This is a genomic window from Stutzerimonas stutzeri RCH2, from assembly GCF_000327065.1.
GTDB classification, from domain to species: Bacteria; Pseudomonadota; Gammaproteobacteria; order Pseudomonadales; family Pseudomonadaceae; genus Stutzerimonas; species Stutzerimonas stutzeri_AE.
In genome coordinates this window covers 496,160-512,550 of sequence record NC_019936.1, presented here as the reverse complement: position 1 = coordinate 512,550, position 16,391 = coordinate 496,160, and the positions used below count along the sequence as shown (strand labels likewise).

The window sequence follows — 16,391 nt, the reverse complement described above, 5'->3', positions numbered from 1 at the left end:
AAAACTGGGCGGCATGTAGGCGGCAAGAAGTGCCCACGTTAACTCTTTTTCAAACGACTCAGCAGCCGATAACAGCCAAGGCGTGCCAATATGAAAAAAGTCTCGGGTAGCTTGCGCAAACGACGCCAGCCCAGACTGAGCCAGCTCTTATCACGGTTGCTCCGCCAGGTACCGGCGAACAGATGCTTGGCAAAAACCCGTGGTGCACATGCGAGTTCGGGGCGCGCCGCGCCAAAGGCACCGATGGCATAGACACGCTCTCCGGCACGCAGCTCTTCGGCTCCCCTACCGCTAAAGCCGCGCGCCAACAGCAGCCGGCTGACCTCGTTGACATTGACTAGGTTAGACAGGCGATTGACCTCGAACGCGGTTCTGTCGTAGTACGCCAACATATCACGCGGCAACCAATGACCCGCCCGAGCACCTATGAGGGATGTTGCGAACCGCTGACGATCCTCAAGGCCAATAAAGAAATCATCGTCCAAGCACCCATCGAGCGATGCCAAAACCTCAACGTCGACATCCAGATAGATGCCACCCTCGTGCAACAGGGCATGCATGCGCACGTAGTCGGAGACAAAAGCATAGCGCCCTGCTGCATATGCCGCCGCTGTGAATGGGTGTGACGCAGAATCGAAACGCTGCTCGTCCCAACGCACCACCTCGTAATCCGGCAGTCTATAAGCCCAGGACGCCATGCACAGCTGGGCTTGCAACGGCATCGACCGCCCCCCGAACCAGCAGTAGTGCAGCTTGCGTGGGATCATTGCAGCCCTCCACGAAAGAAAGCCCCAGCAAATCCGGTCAGGCCTTGCTGCGGGGCAACACCACGGTCCGTACACAAGGCATTAACCGCACTTAGCGGCTGTGCCACGCGATGCCGGAAGATCCGATCATCACTCAGCTGTCCAGCACGACCAGCCAACACGCGCGAGGCCATAGCCAGACGCTCCGTATCGCCTGCAGCCTGCCAGCTAGGGGGTGTAGTTGGACGCAATTTGACCTTGCCAAATCCATTAGAAACGCATGCTGCCTTCAAGCCGCTCATGATCTGCTTGAGTCCTGTGGACTGGTGCTCTGCATAACCGGGGGTCATAGAAGCTCTAGAGCTGCAAACGTGCGAGCTCTGCGCAGGGCGTAGACTATCATGTGCCTATCCAACTGCGGAGGCGCACCATAGCCCGTCCCCGCACTCAGTACGGCAATGCTTAGCTCAGCGTGCAAATGCCGACAAAATGGCTCGTTCAGCGGAGTACCTATACCAAGCAGCTCGATATCTGTGTCACTACGAGTGTCACCCAGCAACGCAGGCCAGAGCCATGCATTCAGCTCGTCACCGACATTGTCGCTGCCACGCGGATAGCACAGCCTGATCATGTAGGGCTGCTCCGCTCATCTGCCCTGCCCGCAAAAAGCGCGAGGCATAGAAAGATTGGCAACCAGACTGTGAACCACTCTTCCCGCGGCTTTACCCAGGGACCGATGCCATCCGTCATCAGCGCAACCACGGAAAAGCCAAGCAGACCGCAGAGTGCGAGGCCGGCGGCGGACGCCCTGCTCGACCATCCGCGCCAAAGCACCACCAGCAAAGTCGATAGCCACAGCACTAGCCCCGGCAGCCCCAACTGCAATGCAAGATGCGCAAAAAAATTGTGAGCATGCTCGAAGGTTGCGCCAATTGCAGCCACCTCCAGCTCATAGCTAGCCCCCACACCCAGCCCTAGCCAAGGGTGCAGGAGAAACCGTTCCCAGGCGCCAAGCAACAGATCGGGACGATAGGAAAGGCCTCCGCGAAGGAGAATTTCGGACGATAGGCATACCGCCATGATCGCGCCACCTAGGAGCAGCAAGGCAAGCAGAATACGCCCCCGGCTCGGGGCACAGATGGGAATAATCAGGCAGGCCACAATTAGTGCCAACAACGGCCCCTTGCTGCGTGTCAGCACTATGAATGCAAAATATGCCAGGCAAGCCACCCACCAGGTCCAGCGCGGCAAGGCCTCCGGCAAACGGGAGCGGAGGCCGAGTAGAAGGACACTCAGCGCCCCCATGAGATGGGCGGCCAATATAGGATGGTCGAGCAAGCCTGAGCCAACCAGTCGATTCCCTAGGGGACGCCCCTGCAGCAGATAGAAATCAATGATCGACCACAGTGCTCCGAGGCTGCCGATCATTGCCAAGCAAACCAGAAGCCGCCAGATATGTTCGCGATACAAGCCTGCCAGCACCACGAAGGCCTGAGCGGTCAGCAATACATAGAACATCTCTTTGAAACGCTTCGAGTCTCCCCCCCAACTGACGGACAGTAAGGCCCAGACAACGCAGGCCAACAATCCGGCAAGCAGCCAGCGATCCCAGTGCAAACGCGCCCGGATACCCGGCAGCCAGGCCGCCATGCCTGGCAGCCAGAACAGCAGAATCAAGCCCTGGTGATACAACTTGCTGCTCGGCAGAAACATCATGCCCAATAGAAACCAAGCGAAGCCCAGCGCCAGCCAGGCAGGCAGGCAGGCAGGCAACACAGAGTGCTCCTGTTCGGAGAAAGAAATCTGCTTAGAACCCGACATCAGTCACGACCATAGCGGAGTGTGGCAAACCAGCGTTTGATCGCTCTTCGGGTTTTCAACTTGGGACGGCGCTCCACCTGTTCGATATCACTGATATCGAACAGGCGCTGATAGGCAAGGTCCGGTTTGATCATGCAGACCTTTACATCCGCCTGTAAACGCTCGGAATAGTACCAGTCCATCGGAAGCCCGGATGCAGGCGCTTCCTCCAGAATTCGATCATAGAGGGAGCGATGAACCATATAGGCATGCGCCAGCCGGACCCGACTGACGCTCATCAAGTTCTCCGATAACTCGACACACTGGCTACCTTTCTTAAGCGTCCCCCCCAGATACAACATCTGCCAAGAGCGCCCGCACAACTGCTTAGCCACACCTTTCAATACTGCATGCGAATAGGGCTCGAAATCGCAGTCATCTTCGAGAATCAGCACGGAATCCAGGCCACGCGCCTTGGCCGTACGAATCACAGCCAAGTGGCTGCGCATGCAGGCCCAAGTGGCCATCAGTTTGTGCTCAGCCGCATCACTGGCGCCGTCCACTCGTGCCAAAAACTCACGCAGTGCCTGCGAGGGCTGATCCCCCTCGGCTTTCAATCTGGCAACATCGACGGCCGGAAAACGCTCCGCCACAATACCCACGGCTTGGAGGCTCTTCACCGTTTGAAGCCAGCGATCCTGCCGGTGATCGAGGTTGATCACATAAGCGCGCTCAAAACAGCTTCCTTCCATGCCACTTCTCTGCTGCATGCCTCGGAGCCCTGCCTCACAAGCCAACAACTCCGACAGCTCACTACCCTCGCACCCTTGCCCTGCCAGCAATTGCTCAAGAAGGGTCAAGCAGTTCGACAACCCTTTACTGCCCTGGGCAAGATGGTACTCAGCAAAGCGATCGGCTCGCTCGACTGCGCCTGCATAGTCGCCGGCCATACGTTCCAACGCGCTGGATAGCTGTTCAAGGTTAGATACTCTATTTCCTAGGAACCGCTGCTGGGAAAAGATATCGACGTCATCCCCTGCATTGACATACAGAATAGGACGCCTAGCCAGCGCGGCTTCAATCACCGCATTCGACATGATGTTAACAACCAGCGAGGTCTGAGCCAGCGCATCGGCCAAGGTACTCTCTTTCGGCAGCACCCACAGGTTCGGTAGCTTGGCGGCAGCCTGCCGCCAGAACGGCACCTGGCTGCGCGGATGAGCCTTCACCAGCACCTGGTATTCGGGATGCACCGAGACCCAGTCGCGCAGCAATACATAAGTCGCCTGGTAACCCGCCTCCTTTTCCTTGTCGGGGCCGACACCGAGGATCAGCAGTGTCCGTAAGGACGGATCGGCCGGTGGCAGGTCATAAGTGCTGTCGATCATGTGCGAGCCAGCCGGCACCGCGGTCGAACTGCCGAAGCGCAGCGCCCGCGCCTGCAGGGCCTCCAGCGAACTCTGGCCGAACAGGAAGTAGTAGTCATAGTCGTTCATGCCCAGCCGGCGCGAGCTCTCCACCGTGGTGGCGTGGGCCAGATGTACCAGCAGGCTGCCGCGAGCGTTCAGCGCCAGACGCAGGAAGGGCGCGTAGAGGCTACCGTTGCGGTCGTTGAGCAGGATGCGCGGCTGGTGGTGTTCCGCCAGCCATTCGGCATAGGCGGCGATGCCGAAATAGCGGGTCGGCACGGCATGTGGCGGAGACTTGAGCAGGCGTTTACGCAGAATCGTCTTCGGCGCCTGCAGTGCCGTCTCCACCAGGCTATGACCACGCCCGCGCAACCCCTCGATCAGCAACTTCTTGCGCTGGAACGCGATGACCTTGGGCGCGGACTGCAGCATCAGAAAGTCGCAAGGCTCGGTCGCAATGGATGAGCCCAGACGGCGTTTGGCGCGCACACCGAACCACCAGTCGCCCAGCGCCTCCCGAGCAAAGCGCAGCGCACTGCCGAGCAGGCCGTGACGCTCGCGTAGCTGCAACCAGCGGTAGCGGTCCAGGGCGCGGGCCTTGGCGGCCCAAGGATTGGCAACTGCATCCTGCATCGGGTCGACCTCAGCTCAGCATGGCGAGCAGGGACAGCGACCAGAAGCGTTCGCGTACCACCGGGTCGGAGAAGCGCTGCTGCAGGTGCGTCTGCATGCGCTCGCGCAGTGCCGGCAGATCAACGATCTGCGCCTGACGCTGCAGTACCTCGGCCAGGGCGCTGGCATCGCCGCGCGGAAACAACTCGCCAGCGCCCTGCACGACCTCGCGCCCGCCGCCGCAGTCGGTGCCGACCACCGGAACGCCGGCCGCCATCGCTTCCAGCAGCACCATGCCGAACGGCTCGTGGTCGGAGGTCAATACGAACAGGTCGAACGCCTTGAAGTAGCGCCGGCCGTTGGGCATCTGGCCGAGAAAGCGCACCGACTCCGTTACCCCGAGCTCGGCAGCCAGCGCTCTCAACGAGCCTTCCAGCTTGCCGCTACCCATGATCGCAAGCAGGCTGCCCACCGGCATCTGCGGCAGGGCCTGGGCGAAGCCGCAAATCAGGGTCGCCTGATCCTTGTCCGGGTGCAGGCGGCCGACGTTGCCGACTACCCAGGCATCTTGGGGCAGACACAGATGGTCGCGCGCGACCTCGCGGGATACCTGCTCGGCCTGCACGGCCTCGACATCGATGCGGTTATAGAGGGTTTCGATGCGATCGGCCGGCCAGGCGGGCAGGCAGGCGCGCATATCGTCGCGTACGGCGTTGGAGACACCGAGCAGCGCCAGGCGCTTGCGAAAGAAATTGGCGAAAATCTGTCGGGAACGACGCTTGTAGTCACCGAAAGCGTGATGAACGCCGATCACCGGCAGGTTGCTGCCGAGCAGCGCGACGTAGATCGGCTTGAAGCGGTGGGCGACGCACAGGGCGAAGTCGCGCGAAACAGCGATCCTGCGCAAATCGCGGATCGCCCTCAGTTTAAGGCCACGCACCTGGGCGCTGGAGTAGTCGAGGAAGATCACCTCGTCGGAGGCCGACCCGCGCTCGACCTCGACGCTCGGCTCGCCGGTCAGGTAGACGGTGCAGACCTTGTAGGTCGTACCCTTGAACAGCGCGGCGTACTGCCGCGCACAGTCCAGAAACGGGCCGTCATAGCCATGGCAGAACTGCAGCACCCATCGCCGCGTCTGATCAGGCAGCCGTTCAATTGTTGTCATACCAGTCCTTGCCGTCCTTGACCACGAGGATGTCCTCCATGATCAGGTACTGCAGATCCGAGCCATAGAACATGTTCAGCGCGTCGGTCGGCGAGCAGATCATCGGTTCGCCGCGGCGGTTGAGCGATGTGTTCAGCGACACACCATTGCCCGTCAGCTTTTCCAGCTCCAGCATCAGGTCGTACCAGCGTGGGTTGTGCCGGCGCTCGAGAACCTGGGCGCGAGAGGTGCCGTCTTCATGGACCACCTCGCCGACACGCTCCTTCCAGCCTTCGTTGACCTCGAAGGTGAATGTCATGAACGGGCTCGGATGGTCGACCTTGAGCATCTGCGGCGCCACGGTATCGAGCATCGACGGGCAGAAGGGTCTCCAACGCTCGCGGAACTTGATCTGTTCGTTGATGCGATCGGCCACGCCCGGCACGCTCGGGCAGCCGATGATCGAGCGACCACCCAGCGCACGCGGACCGAATTCCATGCGGCCCTGGAACCAGGCCACGGGGTTGCCGTCGGCCATGATCCGGGCGATGCGCTCAGGTGTATTGGTGATCTGCTTGAACACCGGCTTGTTCGGGTGCTTAGCACAGGCAGCGATGACATCCTCGTTGGAGTACGACGGACCGAGATAAACATGCTCCATCTTCTCCACCGGCACGCCGCGCTGGACCGATACATAAGCCGCAGCACCAACCGCAGTACCGGCGTCACCAGAGGCTGGCTGAACGAACAGCTCTTTGACCTCGTCACGGGCGATGATCTTCTGGTTGAGCTTGACGTTCAGCGCGCAACCGCCGGCGAATGCAATCTTGCCGGTCTCGCGGATGATGCCCCCCAGGTAGTAATCCATCATCTGCAGCGCGAGCTTTTCGAACAGCGCCTGCATGGCGGCCGCGTAATGGATGTAGGGATCGTCGGCGATATCGCCTTCGCGCTTGGGCCCCAGCCACTCGATCAGCTTGGGCGAGAAGTAGTAGCCCTTGCCCTTCTCCTTGTAGCGGCGGAAGCCGATGACGTTGGCGTACTCGGTATTGATGGTCAGCTCGCCGTTCTCGAAGGTCGCCAGGCGCGAGAAATCATACTTGGCCGCGTCACCGTAGGGCGCCATGCCCATCACCTTGAACTCGCCATCGAGCATCTCGAAGCCGAGATATTCGGTGATCGCGCCATACAGCCCGCCCAGGGAATCCGGGTCGTAGAATTCCTTGACCTTGTGGATCTTGCCGTTCTCGCCCCAGCCAAAGAAGGTGGTGGCGTATTCGCCCTTGCCATCGATGCCAAGGATCGCGGTCTTCTCGGTGAAGCCCGAGCAATGGTAGGCACTGGAGGCATGAGCTAGGTGATGCTCGACCGGCTGCAGCTTGACCTTTTTCAGGTCGAAACCCAGCTGCTGCAGACACCATTCGATGCGCTTTTTGTAGCGGTAGTAGCGGCGGTTGCCCATGAGGATGGCATCCAGCGCACGATCCGGTGCGTACCAGTAGCGCTTGGCGTAGTGCCAGCGCGCTTTTTCGAAGATGCTGATAGGCGCGAAAGGAATCGCCACCACGTCGACGTCGGACGGTTTGATGCCCGCCTGCTCAAGGCAGAACTTGGCGGATTCGTACGGCATGCGGTTCTTGGCATGCTTGTCACGCACGAAGCGCTCTTCTTCGACGGCAGCGATCAGCTTGCCGTCGATGTACAGGGCGGCGGAAGGATCATGACTGAGGGCGCCGGAAAGGCCAAGAATCGTCAATGCCACGGGTATTGCCTCTTAATCTTCGATGCTGGTGCCGGGCACCGCGGGTAAACGTTGGTCAAGCAGTCGATGTAGTGCGCTGTCAGCCGGCCAGTTGCGCAGAAAACGTGCACGGTCCTTGGCATAAGCCCGGGCGAAGCTGGCATCGCTGCCATGTTGCTGAACCGCATCGAGATCGATGAGTGCCCAGCGGCCTTGCTCCCAGAACACATTGTGCCCTTTCAGGTCGCCATGACTGATACGTTCGCGAATCAGCGCTGCGAACAGCCGATCGAGGGCGAACAGCTCCTCCTCGGGCGGACAATCATTCAGGTATGGCTGAAAGCGCGCGATTATATCTTCTCCGCGCAGCAATTCGGTAATCAGCCATGCCGGCCCGCGCATCCACAGCCAGCGTCGCTCGATGACCGCCAGCAATCGCGGAGTGGCAATTCCGAGAAAGTCGAGCCGATTGCCCTCGACCCAGCTGTGCCAGGCACGGCTCGGCCGCCAGAAGCGCTTGAGCCAATGCAATGGATTCTTGATGTTGTAGCGCTTGATCAGCAGTGCGCGGCTGTCCAGTTCGCATTGCGCAACGGTGGCTGCGCCGCCGGTCTTGAACAGTTTGCCCTTGGCGATGAACGCATCCGGGTCGGCAAGCACGACCTGCAAGCCTGCTTCCTCATCGCGCCTGATGACCTGCGCACCGAACGCACCGATACGCGCGCTGAAGAGACTGCAATCGCGAGCGACCTTTTTGAGGTAATCATTCAGACGCCAAGCGCGGGTCTTGCGGATTTCCTTGAGCAACGCCTCCAATGGCAACGCATGCTCGCTGTTAGCGAGCAGGTAGTGCACCAGCAGCTCTTCGATGAACGGCTCGATTTCGGCCGGTAGCTGCGCGAAGAAGACCCCGAGATTCTCCAGCACCTGCTCGCGAGACAAAGGCTGCCCGGGTGTCTCTGCCCTCACGCCGCCACCGTCGACCACATAGAGCCGCCCGTCGGCCCTGAGCAGATTGTCCAGGTGCAGATCCGCCTGCCAGAGGCCTTGCGCATGCATCCTGGCGATCAGTTCAAGCGCCTCACCGAGTACGTCTCGCTGCCCATCCGAGAGGGCATGCTCGGCCTCTACCGAGCGCCAGGCATCCCACAGGCTTTCGGAGGAATCGAGCCAGTCGAATAGCAACCAGCCACCTTCGCCCTCCTGCCAACCCTGGGCGACCAGTGACGGCGTAGGCAACTGTTGGTCCGCCAGCAGCTGCGCGCCAGCCATCTCACGCAGATGATGACGCTGCGCTTTGCCGCCCACCATCAGCTTGGCCAGGACCTGGCGGCCGTTCCAAAGTGCTCGGCCGACGTAGCGCTGTCCGGGCAGGATGCGCAGCCAGCAGCCAATATCGAGAACCCCACCGCCGGGTAACTCGACTTGCGCGGGGCAGGCCGGCTGTCGCCCTGCGCGGGCCAAATCGGACGGCTTCATCCGCGGGCCTCCTTGGCTTCGTGTCGCCGCTGCAACTGCAGCTGCCATGGCTCGACCTGGCGAGGATCGTCCAGATAGGCATTCAGCAGATGCCGCACGCCTTGCTCACCGATGCAGCTTGCACGCCGCACCAGCGGTTCCAGATCCTTGATGCGATCACGCCGTCCTAACAGGAGAGGACGAGTCTTCTCCAAGTCGATTAGGCAGGCCTTCCAGTCACCGCCCTGCTCGCGGAGGAAGATGTGCTTCGGATAGAAGCAGCCATGCATCTGTCCGGCCTGATGCAGGGTGCGCGCCAGCCTGCCGACCGCGCCGACGATGGCCTGGCGATGTGATTCGTCCAGCTCAGGCCATCGCTTCAGCCAGCCTTCTAGATCCATCCAGCCATCCAGCGCACGCGTCAGGAGAATAGCCCGCCTGTCGCCACCGACCTTGCGCTGCCCGAAGAAACTGGCCTGTAACGCCGGTACGCCAAGCTGCGCATAACGACGGATATTGCGAAACTCCCGGGCAAACGTTGGCTCGCCAAACGGGTGCGCCAATGTGCGAGTCAGATGATTGCTCTGCCGCTTCAGGTAGAACGCCGAGTCGTCAAGCTCCAGCCGGAAGACACTGCTCCAGCCGCCGCGCTCGACGTTGGGCTCATCCACCGCCGTTAACTGCACTGACCAGAGAGCATCGAACCCCGCTAAGCCGTGACGCTCCAGCGTCGCGCGATCAGCCTGTGCAATGAAATCGTTCATTCCCGCCCCTGGAAATAATTCAGAATCTGCTGGATGCGCGGCTTGTCCTTCTCAACCAAACGCTTTCGCTGGCAGTACTGCAGATAGAACCGCAGGCGCTGGGTTCGGCTGAGCTGGTACTTGGCAACCTTGTCCAGACAGGCCAGGTCCTTGATGATGCGCCGCTGTAGAAACGGACCGCGCCAGAACGCGCCGGTCGGACAGTCGATCAGGTAAAGGCGGCGCTGCGGGTCGACCAACAGATTGCGCCACTTGAGATCGTTGTGAGCAAAGCCCCGGTCATGCATCGCTCGCGTCGAACGCGCCAGCTGCAGGCTGACTTCCTGTACCCAGCGGGGATCGCGAAGGCGAGCATCGTGGTTGGCCGCCAGCAACGCCAGATCGTCCGTCTGCTCCAGCTCCCGGGTTATAAGCGCGCCTCGTAGGAATGCCCCGCCGCGTCGCTCCATGCCGTAAGCCACGATCGGCGCCGTCGGAATGCCCCAACGACGAAAGAGCATAAGGTTCTGCCACTCCGCCTTTACCCGCGGCCGACCGATAAATCGGCGTAACCCTTTGCCCGCGCCGGAATAACGTTTTACGTAGTAGCGCACACCGTTGCGCTCGACTCGAATGACCTCCGATAAGGGGTCTTTCGTCAGACGCTCGCCGTTGAGGGCAAACACAGCCTCCAGGCTGCCAAACTCGCCGTCCAGATCGAGGTAGGCTGGATCCAACGTCCAACTTGCCATCAGCGGCTATATCCCAGACGCTTGCTGATCCGCCAAATCGGGATGAAAGGCCGCCATATGTAACGCCCCAGCAACTTGAACGAGACGATTGGCGCCAACACTTCGTTGCGCGTATTGAAGCCCGGCCGCCATACGAAACCCGTGTGCTTACGCGTAACCGTAAAGCTCTGCAGCCCCAGCAGCGAACCGAGATGGCCGCCGCCAGAATCATTACTGACAACTACCGAGCAATTGACCAGAAAGTCCATCAGCGCACGCACATCGGGAAATGTGCGAATGGAAAAACCTGGAAAACACCGGGCCAGAACTTCGATCTCGTGAGGCATCCCAACGATTTCGACCAACCAGCCCCGCTTTTGCAAACGCTGAGCCAGCCAACGGAATCCCCTCGTTGTGTAGTTTTTCTTCGCGTGAGGGGTAGTGGGGAATATTGCTACGCGCCTTTTTGAATCAGCGCAGTGCTTCGATAGGTCGACGTTAATCGGGGCGTCGCTCCGCAAGCCGAAAACTGTCGCCGCATACTCATCTACCCACCCCAGCATGGTTAGCCCTGCACGTGAGCTTTGACAAAGCGCACGGCTCGCTCCAGCAAAGACGTGATCGCCTACGACGACTTCTCGGCCGTCCAACTTAAGTGCAGCAGGCAGCTTCTTCGCCGTGACGAAGCAGATGTTCCGTTCTTCCAGTACCCGATCTAGCGAGTCTGGATGGCAAGTCAGCCAGTTGATGTAGCAAATGACCAGATCTGCTTGGGTGCACAGATGCAGCAGATCGACTTGTTCACTCAGCTCTACCTTCAACCAGCCAAAATACTTCTCAGCTGGCTTAAGCAAGCTACTGACAAAGCGTACTTCCGCACCGGCAAGATGAAATAACCAAGCCAAACGCAAATATATCGTCACGTCACCTAGAGCAGGGCAGGGAGCGATAACAACGCGCCTGCCGTTCCATTCCATCTCAGTCCTCAAAGCGCATCCCCATAGCGCAGCTTGCGCGCCTGCAGCTTTTCGGCCTTGCGCTGCAACCATGCCAACAGCCCAGCCTCGTCACGCAGAATCTCCCGCAACGGGCGCTGAAAGTAATTGCGCAGGAAACGCAGTCTATCGCCGCGGGTCAGGCCGACTTCCAGGGCGGAGAAATACAACCCAGCCAGATCCTTGTCGCGCCAACGCCGCGGTGTTTGGGCTCGGGTTTGCGCGCGATGCAGGTCGATCAGCGACAGACGGAAATCGCTCGCTGTCACCGGCCTGTCGGTATGCAGCAGAAAGTGGCAGATGTAGAAATCACGGTGGTTGACGCCAGCGCGGTGCATGGCGCCGGCCATGCGCGCGACTTCGGCAATCAGCGCGCGCTTGAGCGCCGGCGCGGGTGGCTGTTCACGCCAGTTAGCCGAGAAGTCCTCCAGGCTGACCGTTGGCGCCAGTTCTTCGGTGATGATGAACGAGTGTTGAGTCGCCGGATTGCCGCCACGCTCGCCATAGGCAACCGCGGTCATGGTCGGAACCCCCACTTCGTGCAGCCGCTGAATGGCGCGCCACTCCTGGCCGGCTCCCAGCACCGGCGCCTTGGCGGTGAGCAGGTTCTTGGCGATCTCGCCCCAGCCGATGCCCCGATGAATCTTGACGAAGTATCCGCGCCCGCCGACCTCCGTGCGCAGGGTGCGCCGGCCTTCCAGCTCGCGGTAGACCTGACCATCGAGACGTTCGACTTCGACGAACGGATCCGTGCCATGCCAGAGGCTTTTGAACGGCTCCGAGAGCATCAGGCGCATAGAGGCTCCGCCAATCGACAGGTCGCTGACTGAGCGGCGACGGTCATGCGCGCTCCTCCAGGATCACATCGGCCGCTTTCTGCGGCATCGAATAAAGGTCGGCCGTTTCGGCATATGCCAGCCCGTTGCGACTCCAGGCGGCGCGCTGCTGATCCTCGGCCAGCATCTGTGCCAGCATTCGATCAAGGACGCTCTGCTCGAACGGGCCGGGCACCACGCGACCGCAATCGGCATCGGCGATGTAGTGGGCGTAGCCACATACGTCGCTGACCAGCACCGGCAGCCCGGCGACCAACGCCTCGAGCAGCACGGTACCGGTGTTCTCGTTATAGGCCGGATGGATCAGCAGATCGGCACCGAGCAGAAAGCGCGGGATGTCGCTACGCCCCCTGAGAAACTCGACCATGCCGGAGACGCCCAGCGCCTTGGCCTGCAGCTTGAACGGCTTGGGATCGTCCTGGCCGATCACCAGCAGCCGGGTACGCTGGCTCAGTTCGCGCGGCAGTGCAGCCAAGGCCTTGAGGCTGCGGTCGACGCCCTTGGTCTTGAAGCCGGAACCGATCTGCACCAGCAGCAGCTCGTCGGGGCGCACCTCGAACTCCTCGCGGAACTCGGCACGGATCTGCGCGGCATTGGCCGGAGCGCGGCGATCCTGGGCGATGCCCGGCGGCAACAAGTGAAAGCGCTCGGCGGGCGTGCCGTAGTGTTTGACGAACAGCGGCTGCTGCACCTCGGAGATCATCAGGATTTCGGTCTTCGCCTCGGGCGCGAACACCGCGCGCTCGTACTCGGCAAAATGCTTGTAGCGACCCCAGCGGCGGTAAATCGGGTTGCGCAGGGTCTGCGCCTTGTCCTCGAAGCAGGGATCGGCGGCGTAATACACATCCAGTCCCGGCATCTTGTTGAAGCCGATCACCCGGTCGACCGGCCGCTTGCTCAGGTCCGCCTCGACCCAGGCAGTGAAGCGCTCGTTGCGGGTGTGATTGAACAGCGCCTTGACCGGTGCAATCAGCACCTCGAAGCCGTCCGGCACGTCGCCTTCCCAGATCATCGCGTAGACACGGATCGTGTGGCCGCGACGCTGGCATTCGAGGGCTATGCGCATGAAATCGCGCTGCAGACCGCCGAAGGGAAAATACTTGTAGAGAATGAAGGCCAGTTGCATCAGACGGACTCCGGGGCCCGCAGCAGGGCTTTCAATTCGGTGACGACGCGCTCGGGGCGCAGGTCGTCGAAACAGGGCTTGTGCCGGTCACCGCGACCGGCGTTCGGCCCGCTGGCACACAGGTGCACCTGCGAGCGCCCATACGCGCCGACCCGCCCGGGCAGGGTCGGACCATAAAGTGAAATGCTCGGCACATCCAGCGCCGCGGCCAGGTGGCCGAGACCGGTGTCCACCGCGACGCAGGCGCGTGCACCGGCGATGACCCGGGCGACACCGGCAAGATTGAGCTTCGGCAGCACCGCGGCGTTGGCTATGCCGCTGACGATGCGTTCGGCCCGCGCCTTCTCTTCGGCATTGCCCCACGGCAAGCGGATCGCCCAGCCGAAATCGCTCATGCGCTCGGCCAGCTCGCGCCAATAGGCTTCCGGCCAGTGCTTGCTCGGCCAGGTGGTGCCGTGCAGAAACAGCAGATAGGGCTGGTCGCTGGGCGCCGCCATCTGCTCGCGATCGAGCCCGTAGTCGGCGACATCCTGCGGCAGCGGATACGCGAGCGCCTGGGCGAACAGCTGACGCACCCGTTCCAGCGCATGCTGGTCACGCGGCACTGCGTAGCATCGGTCATAGAAGCGTGCGGCGATGGGCTCACGCGCAGACTCCCGGTTCAATCCGGCGACCGGAGCCTTGACGTAGCGGGTCAGCCAGGCGCTTTTCAGCAAGCCCTGGGCATCGATCACCAGGTCGTAACGGCCTTCCCGCAGGCGTGCCTTGAAGCGCTGCCATTCACCGTTGCGCAGAGTCTGCAGCGGGTGCTTGCGCCAGCGGCGAATCGCTACCGGGATCACCTGTGCCACTGCCGGATGCCAGGCCGGAATTTCGGCGAAGCCCTCCTCCACCACCCAGTCGAACCGGATGCCGGGCAGCGCCCGCTGCGCATCGGTCAGGGCCGGCAGGGTATGCACGACATCGCCCAGCGACGAGGTCTTGACCAGCAGGACCTTCAATCAGCGCACCTCGACCGACTGCGGGACCAGACGATCCAGCGCCTCGATCACCGCGCGCGGCTTCAGCTCGCGCATGCAGTTGTTGTGGCCGAAGCGGCAGGTGCGCTCGAAACAGGGACTGCAGTCGAGGCCCAGGCGCACCACTTCGACCTGTTCGGAAAGCGGCGGGGTGAAGGTTGGCGAGGTGGAACCGTAGACGGCCGCCAACGGCCGGCCGAGCGCTGCCGAGACATGCATCAGACCGGAGTCGTTGGACACCACGGCATCGGCGCAGGAGAGCAGATCGATCGCTTCGGCCAGACTGGTTTCGCCGGCCAGGTTCACCGCCTCTTCACGCAGGCCCGGAATCAGCCGCTCAAGGATCTGCTCACCCACCGGATGATCGTTTTTCGAGCCGAACAGCCAGACCTGCCAGCCTTCGCGAACCTTCACCTCGGCGACCTTGGCGAAGTGCTCCGTCGGCCAGCGCTTCGACTCACCGAATTCGGCACCGGGGCACAGCGCCAGCACCGGCCGGTCCAGGCTCAGGCCGAAGCGTGCCAGGGCCGCATCGCGCGTTTCGGTGTCGATGCGCAGTGACGGGTTCGGATACGGCTTGGGCAGGTCGCTACCCGGCTCGAAGGCCAGCGCCATGAACCGCTCGATCATCAGCGGATAGCGCTGCTTGTCCAGCTTGCGCATGTCGTTGAGCAGGCCGAAACGCATTTCGCCACGCCAGCCGGTGCGCTTGGGGATGCCGGCAAAGAACGGCACCAGTGCCGATTTCAGCGAGTTGGGCAGCAGGATCGCCTGCTGGTACTGACCACGCAGGCTCTGCGCGACCTTGCGCCGGGTCGCCATGTCGAGCACGCCGTGCCCGACCGGAAAGCTCAGCGCCTGGCGTACCTCGGGCATGCGCTCGAGAATCGGCCGGCTCCACTCAGGCGCCAGCACGTCGATCTGGCAGTCGGGATGGCGCTGTTTCAGGCAGACGAACAGCGTCTGCGCCATCACCATGTCGCCAACCCAGCTGGGTCCTACGATCAGTATGTTCATAAGCTCTAAGCCATAAGCTGAGGGGCTGGAAGCGTGGCCGGCAAGCGAGTCATGCGCTGCCGGCTCCCAGCGCCAGGCTTACTTGACCAGGGTCCGCCATTCGGCGTGGGCATCGGTCTTGCCGGTGACCAGATCGAAGTAGGCTTTCTGCAGCTTCTCGGTGATCGGGCCACGACGGCCGATACCGATGGCGCGACCGTCCACTTCGCGGATCGGGGTGACTTCGGCGGCGGTACCGGTGAAGAAGGCTTCGTCGGCGATGTACACCTCGTCGCGGGTGATGCGCTTCTCGACTATCTTCAGGCCATGCTCGGCGGCCAGGGTCAGCACGGTGCCGCGGGTGATGCCGTTCAGGCAGGCGGTGACTTCCGGGGTGTAGATCACGCCATCCTTGATGATGAAGATGTTTTCGCCCGAGCCCTCGGCCACGTAGCCTTCGGGGTCCAGCATCAGCGCTTCGTCGGCGCCGCCGGAAATGGCTTCCTGCAGGGCCAGCATCGAGTTGATGTAGGCACCGTTGGACTTGGCGCGGGTCATGGTGATGTTGACGTGATGGCGGGTGAAGGAACTGGTGCGGACCTTGATGCCCAGTTCCAGCGCTTCGTCGCCCATGTAGGCGCCCCAGTGCCAGGCGGCGACGATCACATGCACCTTCAGGCCGCTGGCGCGCAGGCCCATGCCTTCGCTTCCGTAGAACACCATCGGGCGGATGTAGGCGCTTTCCAGGTTGTTCTCGCGTACCGCGGCGCGGGTCGCCTCGTTGATCTCTTCCTTCGAGTACGGCATCGGCATGTTCATGATGTGTGCCGAATCGAACAGGCGGTCGGTGTGCGCCTGCAGGCGGAAGATCGCCGTGCCGTCCGGAGTGTTGTAAGCGCGCACGCCTTCGAACACGCCCATGCCGTAGTGCAGGGTATGGGTCAGCACATGGGTGGTCGCATCGCGCCACTGCACCAGTTCGCCGTCATACCAGATGACGCCATCACGATCGGCCATCGACATCGTTGCCAGCTC

Annotated in this window: 14 protein-coding genes; all 14 read right to left on the bottom strand. The window is 61.7% G+C overall.

All coding sequences use genetic code 11. From position 1 onward, the window contains the following. Window positions 1–38: 38 nt before the first annotated feature. The 14 genes from PSEST_RS02280 to ilvE all read right to left on the bottom strand — a co-directional run bounded on the left by PSEST_RS02280 (window position 39) and on the right by ilvE (window position 16,379). Window positions 39–767, bottom strand: coding sequence for a glycosyltransferase family 32 protein (locus PSEST_RS02280; protein WP_015275456.1), 729 nt, complete (start codon window positions 765–767; stop codon window positions 39–41). A 606-nt stretch (window positions 768–1,373) separates the two neighbouring features. Beyond that, the gene (locus PSEST_RS02270) at window positions 1,374–2,567 is read right to left on the bottom strand and encodes an O-antigen ligase family protein (RefSeq protein WP_051035493.1); all 1,194 of its coding nucleotides are present in this window, start codon (window positions 2,565–2,567) and stop codon (window positions 1,374–1,376) included. Further along, on the bottom strand, window positions 2,567–4,588 hold the full coding sequence (locus tag PSEST_RS22250) for a glycosyltransferase family 25 protein (protein ID WP_015275453.1): 2,022 nt from the start codon (window positions 4,586–4,588) through the stop codon (window positions 2,567–2,569). Before PSEST_RS22250 ends, PSEST_RS02270 begins: the two co-directional genes overlap by 1 nt. Window positions 4,589–4,598: 10 nt before the next feature. Continuing rightward, entirely contained in the window at window positions 4,599–5,732 is a 1,134-nt protein-coding gene (locus tag PSEST_RS02260) for a glycosyltransferase (RefSeq protein WP_015275452.1), read from the bottom strand. Further along, window positions 5,719–7,473 carry a carbamoyltransferase gene (locus PSEST_RS02255; RefSeq protein ID WP_015275451.1) on the bottom strand — a complete coding sequence of 585 codons (1,755 nt, stop codon included), beginning with the start codon at window positions 7,471–7,473 and terminating at the stop codon, window positions 5,719–5,721. Before PSEST_RS02255 ends, PSEST_RS02260 begins: the two co-directional genes overlap by 14 nt. Before the next feature lie 12 nt (window positions 7,474–7,485). Further along, the gene (locus PSEST_RS02250) at window positions 7,486–8,931 is read right to left on the bottom strand and encodes a lipopolysaccharide kinase InaA family protein (protein WP_015275450.1); all 1,446 of its coding nucleotides are present in this window, start codon (window positions 8,929–8,931) and stop codon (window positions 7,486–7,488) included. Beyond that, the gene (locus PSEST_RS02245) at window positions 8,928–9,674 is read right to left on the bottom strand and encodes a lipopolysaccharide kinase InaA family protein (RefSeq protein ID WP_015275449.1); all 747 of its coding nucleotides are present in this window, start codon (window positions 9,672–9,674) and stop codon (window positions 8,928–8,930) included. The genes PSEST_RS02250 and PSEST_RS02245 overlap by 4 nt, the downstream gene beginning before the upstream one ends. Beyond that, window positions 9,671–10,405, bottom strand: coding sequence for a lipopolysaccharide kinase InaA family protein (locus PSEST_RS02240; RefSeq protein WP_015275448.1), 735 nt, complete (start codon window positions 10,403–10,405; stop codon window positions 9,671–9,673). The genes PSEST_RS02245 and PSEST_RS02240 overlap by 4 nt, the downstream gene beginning before the upstream one ends. Next, entirely contained in the window at window positions 10,405–11,361 is a 957-nt protein-coding gene (locus PSEST_RS02235) for a glycosyltransferase family 9 protein (protein WP_015275447.1), read from the bottom strand. Before PSEST_RS02235 ends, PSEST_RS02240 begins: the two co-directional genes overlap by 1 nt. Window positions 11,362–11,369: 8 nt before the next feature. Beyond that, the gene (gene rfaP / locus PSEST_RS02230; protein ID WP_015275446.1) at window positions 11,370–12,176 is read right to left on the bottom strand and encodes a lipopolysaccharide core heptose(I) kinase RfaP; all 807 of its coding nucleotides are present in this window, start codon (window positions 12,174–12,176) and stop codon (window positions 11,370–11,372) included. A gap of 43 nt (window positions 12,177–12,219) precedes the next feature. After that, window positions 12,220–13,341 carry a glycosyltransferase family 4 protein gene (locus tag PSEST_RS02225; protein ID WP_015275445.1) on the bottom strand — a complete coding sequence of 374 codons (1,122 nt, stop codon included), beginning with the start codon at window positions 13,339–13,341 and terminating at the stop codon, window positions 12,220–12,222. Continuing rightward, on the bottom strand, window positions 13,341–14,342 hold the full coding sequence (gene waaC, locus PSEST_RS02220; RefSeq protein ID WP_015275444.1) for a lipopolysaccharide heptosyltransferase I: 1,002 nt from the start codon (window positions 14,340–14,342) through the stop codon (window positions 13,341–13,343). Before waaC ends, PSEST_RS02225 begins: the two co-directional genes overlap by 1 nt. Then, window positions 14,343–15,377: a lipopolysaccharide heptosyltransferase II gene (waaF, locus tag PSEST_RS02215; protein WP_015275443.1), complete on the bottom strand. Its 1,035-nt coding sequence runs from the start codon at window positions 15,375–15,377 to the stop codon at window positions 14,343–14,345. Window positions 15,378–15,455: 78 nt separating this feature from the next. Further along, window positions 15,456–16,379: a branched-chain-amino-acid transaminase gene (ilvE, locus tag PSEST_RS02210; RefSeq protein ID WP_015275442.1), complete on the bottom strand. Its 924-nt coding sequence runs from the start codon at window positions 16,377–16,379 to the stop codon at window positions 15,456–15,458. Between the last annotated feature and the right edge of the window lie 12 nt (window positions 16,380–16,391).

Bases quoted from the DNA above. Each gene is read 5' to 3' on its own strand.
- ilvE (WP_015275442.1), bottom strand. From the start codon at position 16,379: ATGTCGATGGCCGATCGTGATGGCGTCATCTGGTATGACGGCGAACTG.
- PSEST_RS02280 (WP_015275456.1), bottom strand. From the start codon at position 767: ATGATCCCACGCAAGCTGCACTACTGCTGGTTCGGGGGGCGGTCGATG.
- PSEST_RS02240 (WP_015275448.1), bottom strand. From the start codon at position 10,405: ATGGCAAGTTGGACGTTGGATCCAGCCTACCTCGATCTGGACGGCGAG.
- waaF (WP_015275443.1), bottom strand. From the start codon at position 15,377: ATGAACATACTGATCGTAGGACCCAGCTGGGTTGGCGACATGGTGATG.
- PSEST_RS02260 (WP_015275452.1), bottom strand. From the start codon at position 5,732: ATGACAACAATTGAACGGCTGCCTGATCAGACGCGGCGATGGGTGCTG.
- PSEST_RS02235 (WP_015275447.1), bottom strand. From the start codon at position 11,361: ATGGAATGGAACGGCAGGCGCGTTGTTATCGCTCCCTGCCCTGCTCTA.
- rfaP (WP_015275446.1), bottom strand. From the start codon at position 12,176: ATGCGCCTGATGCTCTCGGAGCCGTTCAAAAGCCTCTGGCATGGCACG.
- PSEST_RS02245 (WP_015275449.1), bottom strand. From the start codon at position 9,674: ATGAACGATTTCATTGCACAGGCTGATCGCGCGACGCTGGAGCGTCAC.
- PSEST_RS02270 (WP_051035493.1), bottom strand. From the start codon at position 2,567: ATGTCGGGTTCTAAGCAGATTTCTTTCTCCGAACAGGAGCACTCTGTG.
- PSEST_RS22250 (WP_015275453.1), bottom strand. From the start codon at position 4,588: ATGCAGGATGCAGTTGCCAATCCTTGGGCCGCCAAGGCCCGCGCCCTG.
- PSEST_RS02250 (WP_015275450.1), bottom strand. From the start codon at position 8,931: ATGAAGCCGTCCGATTTGGCCCGCGCAGGGCGACAGCCGGCCTGCCCC.
- PSEST_RS02225 (WP_015275445.1), bottom strand. From the start codon at position 13,341: ATGCAACTGGCCTTCATTCTCTACAAGTATTTTCCCTTCGGCGGTCTG.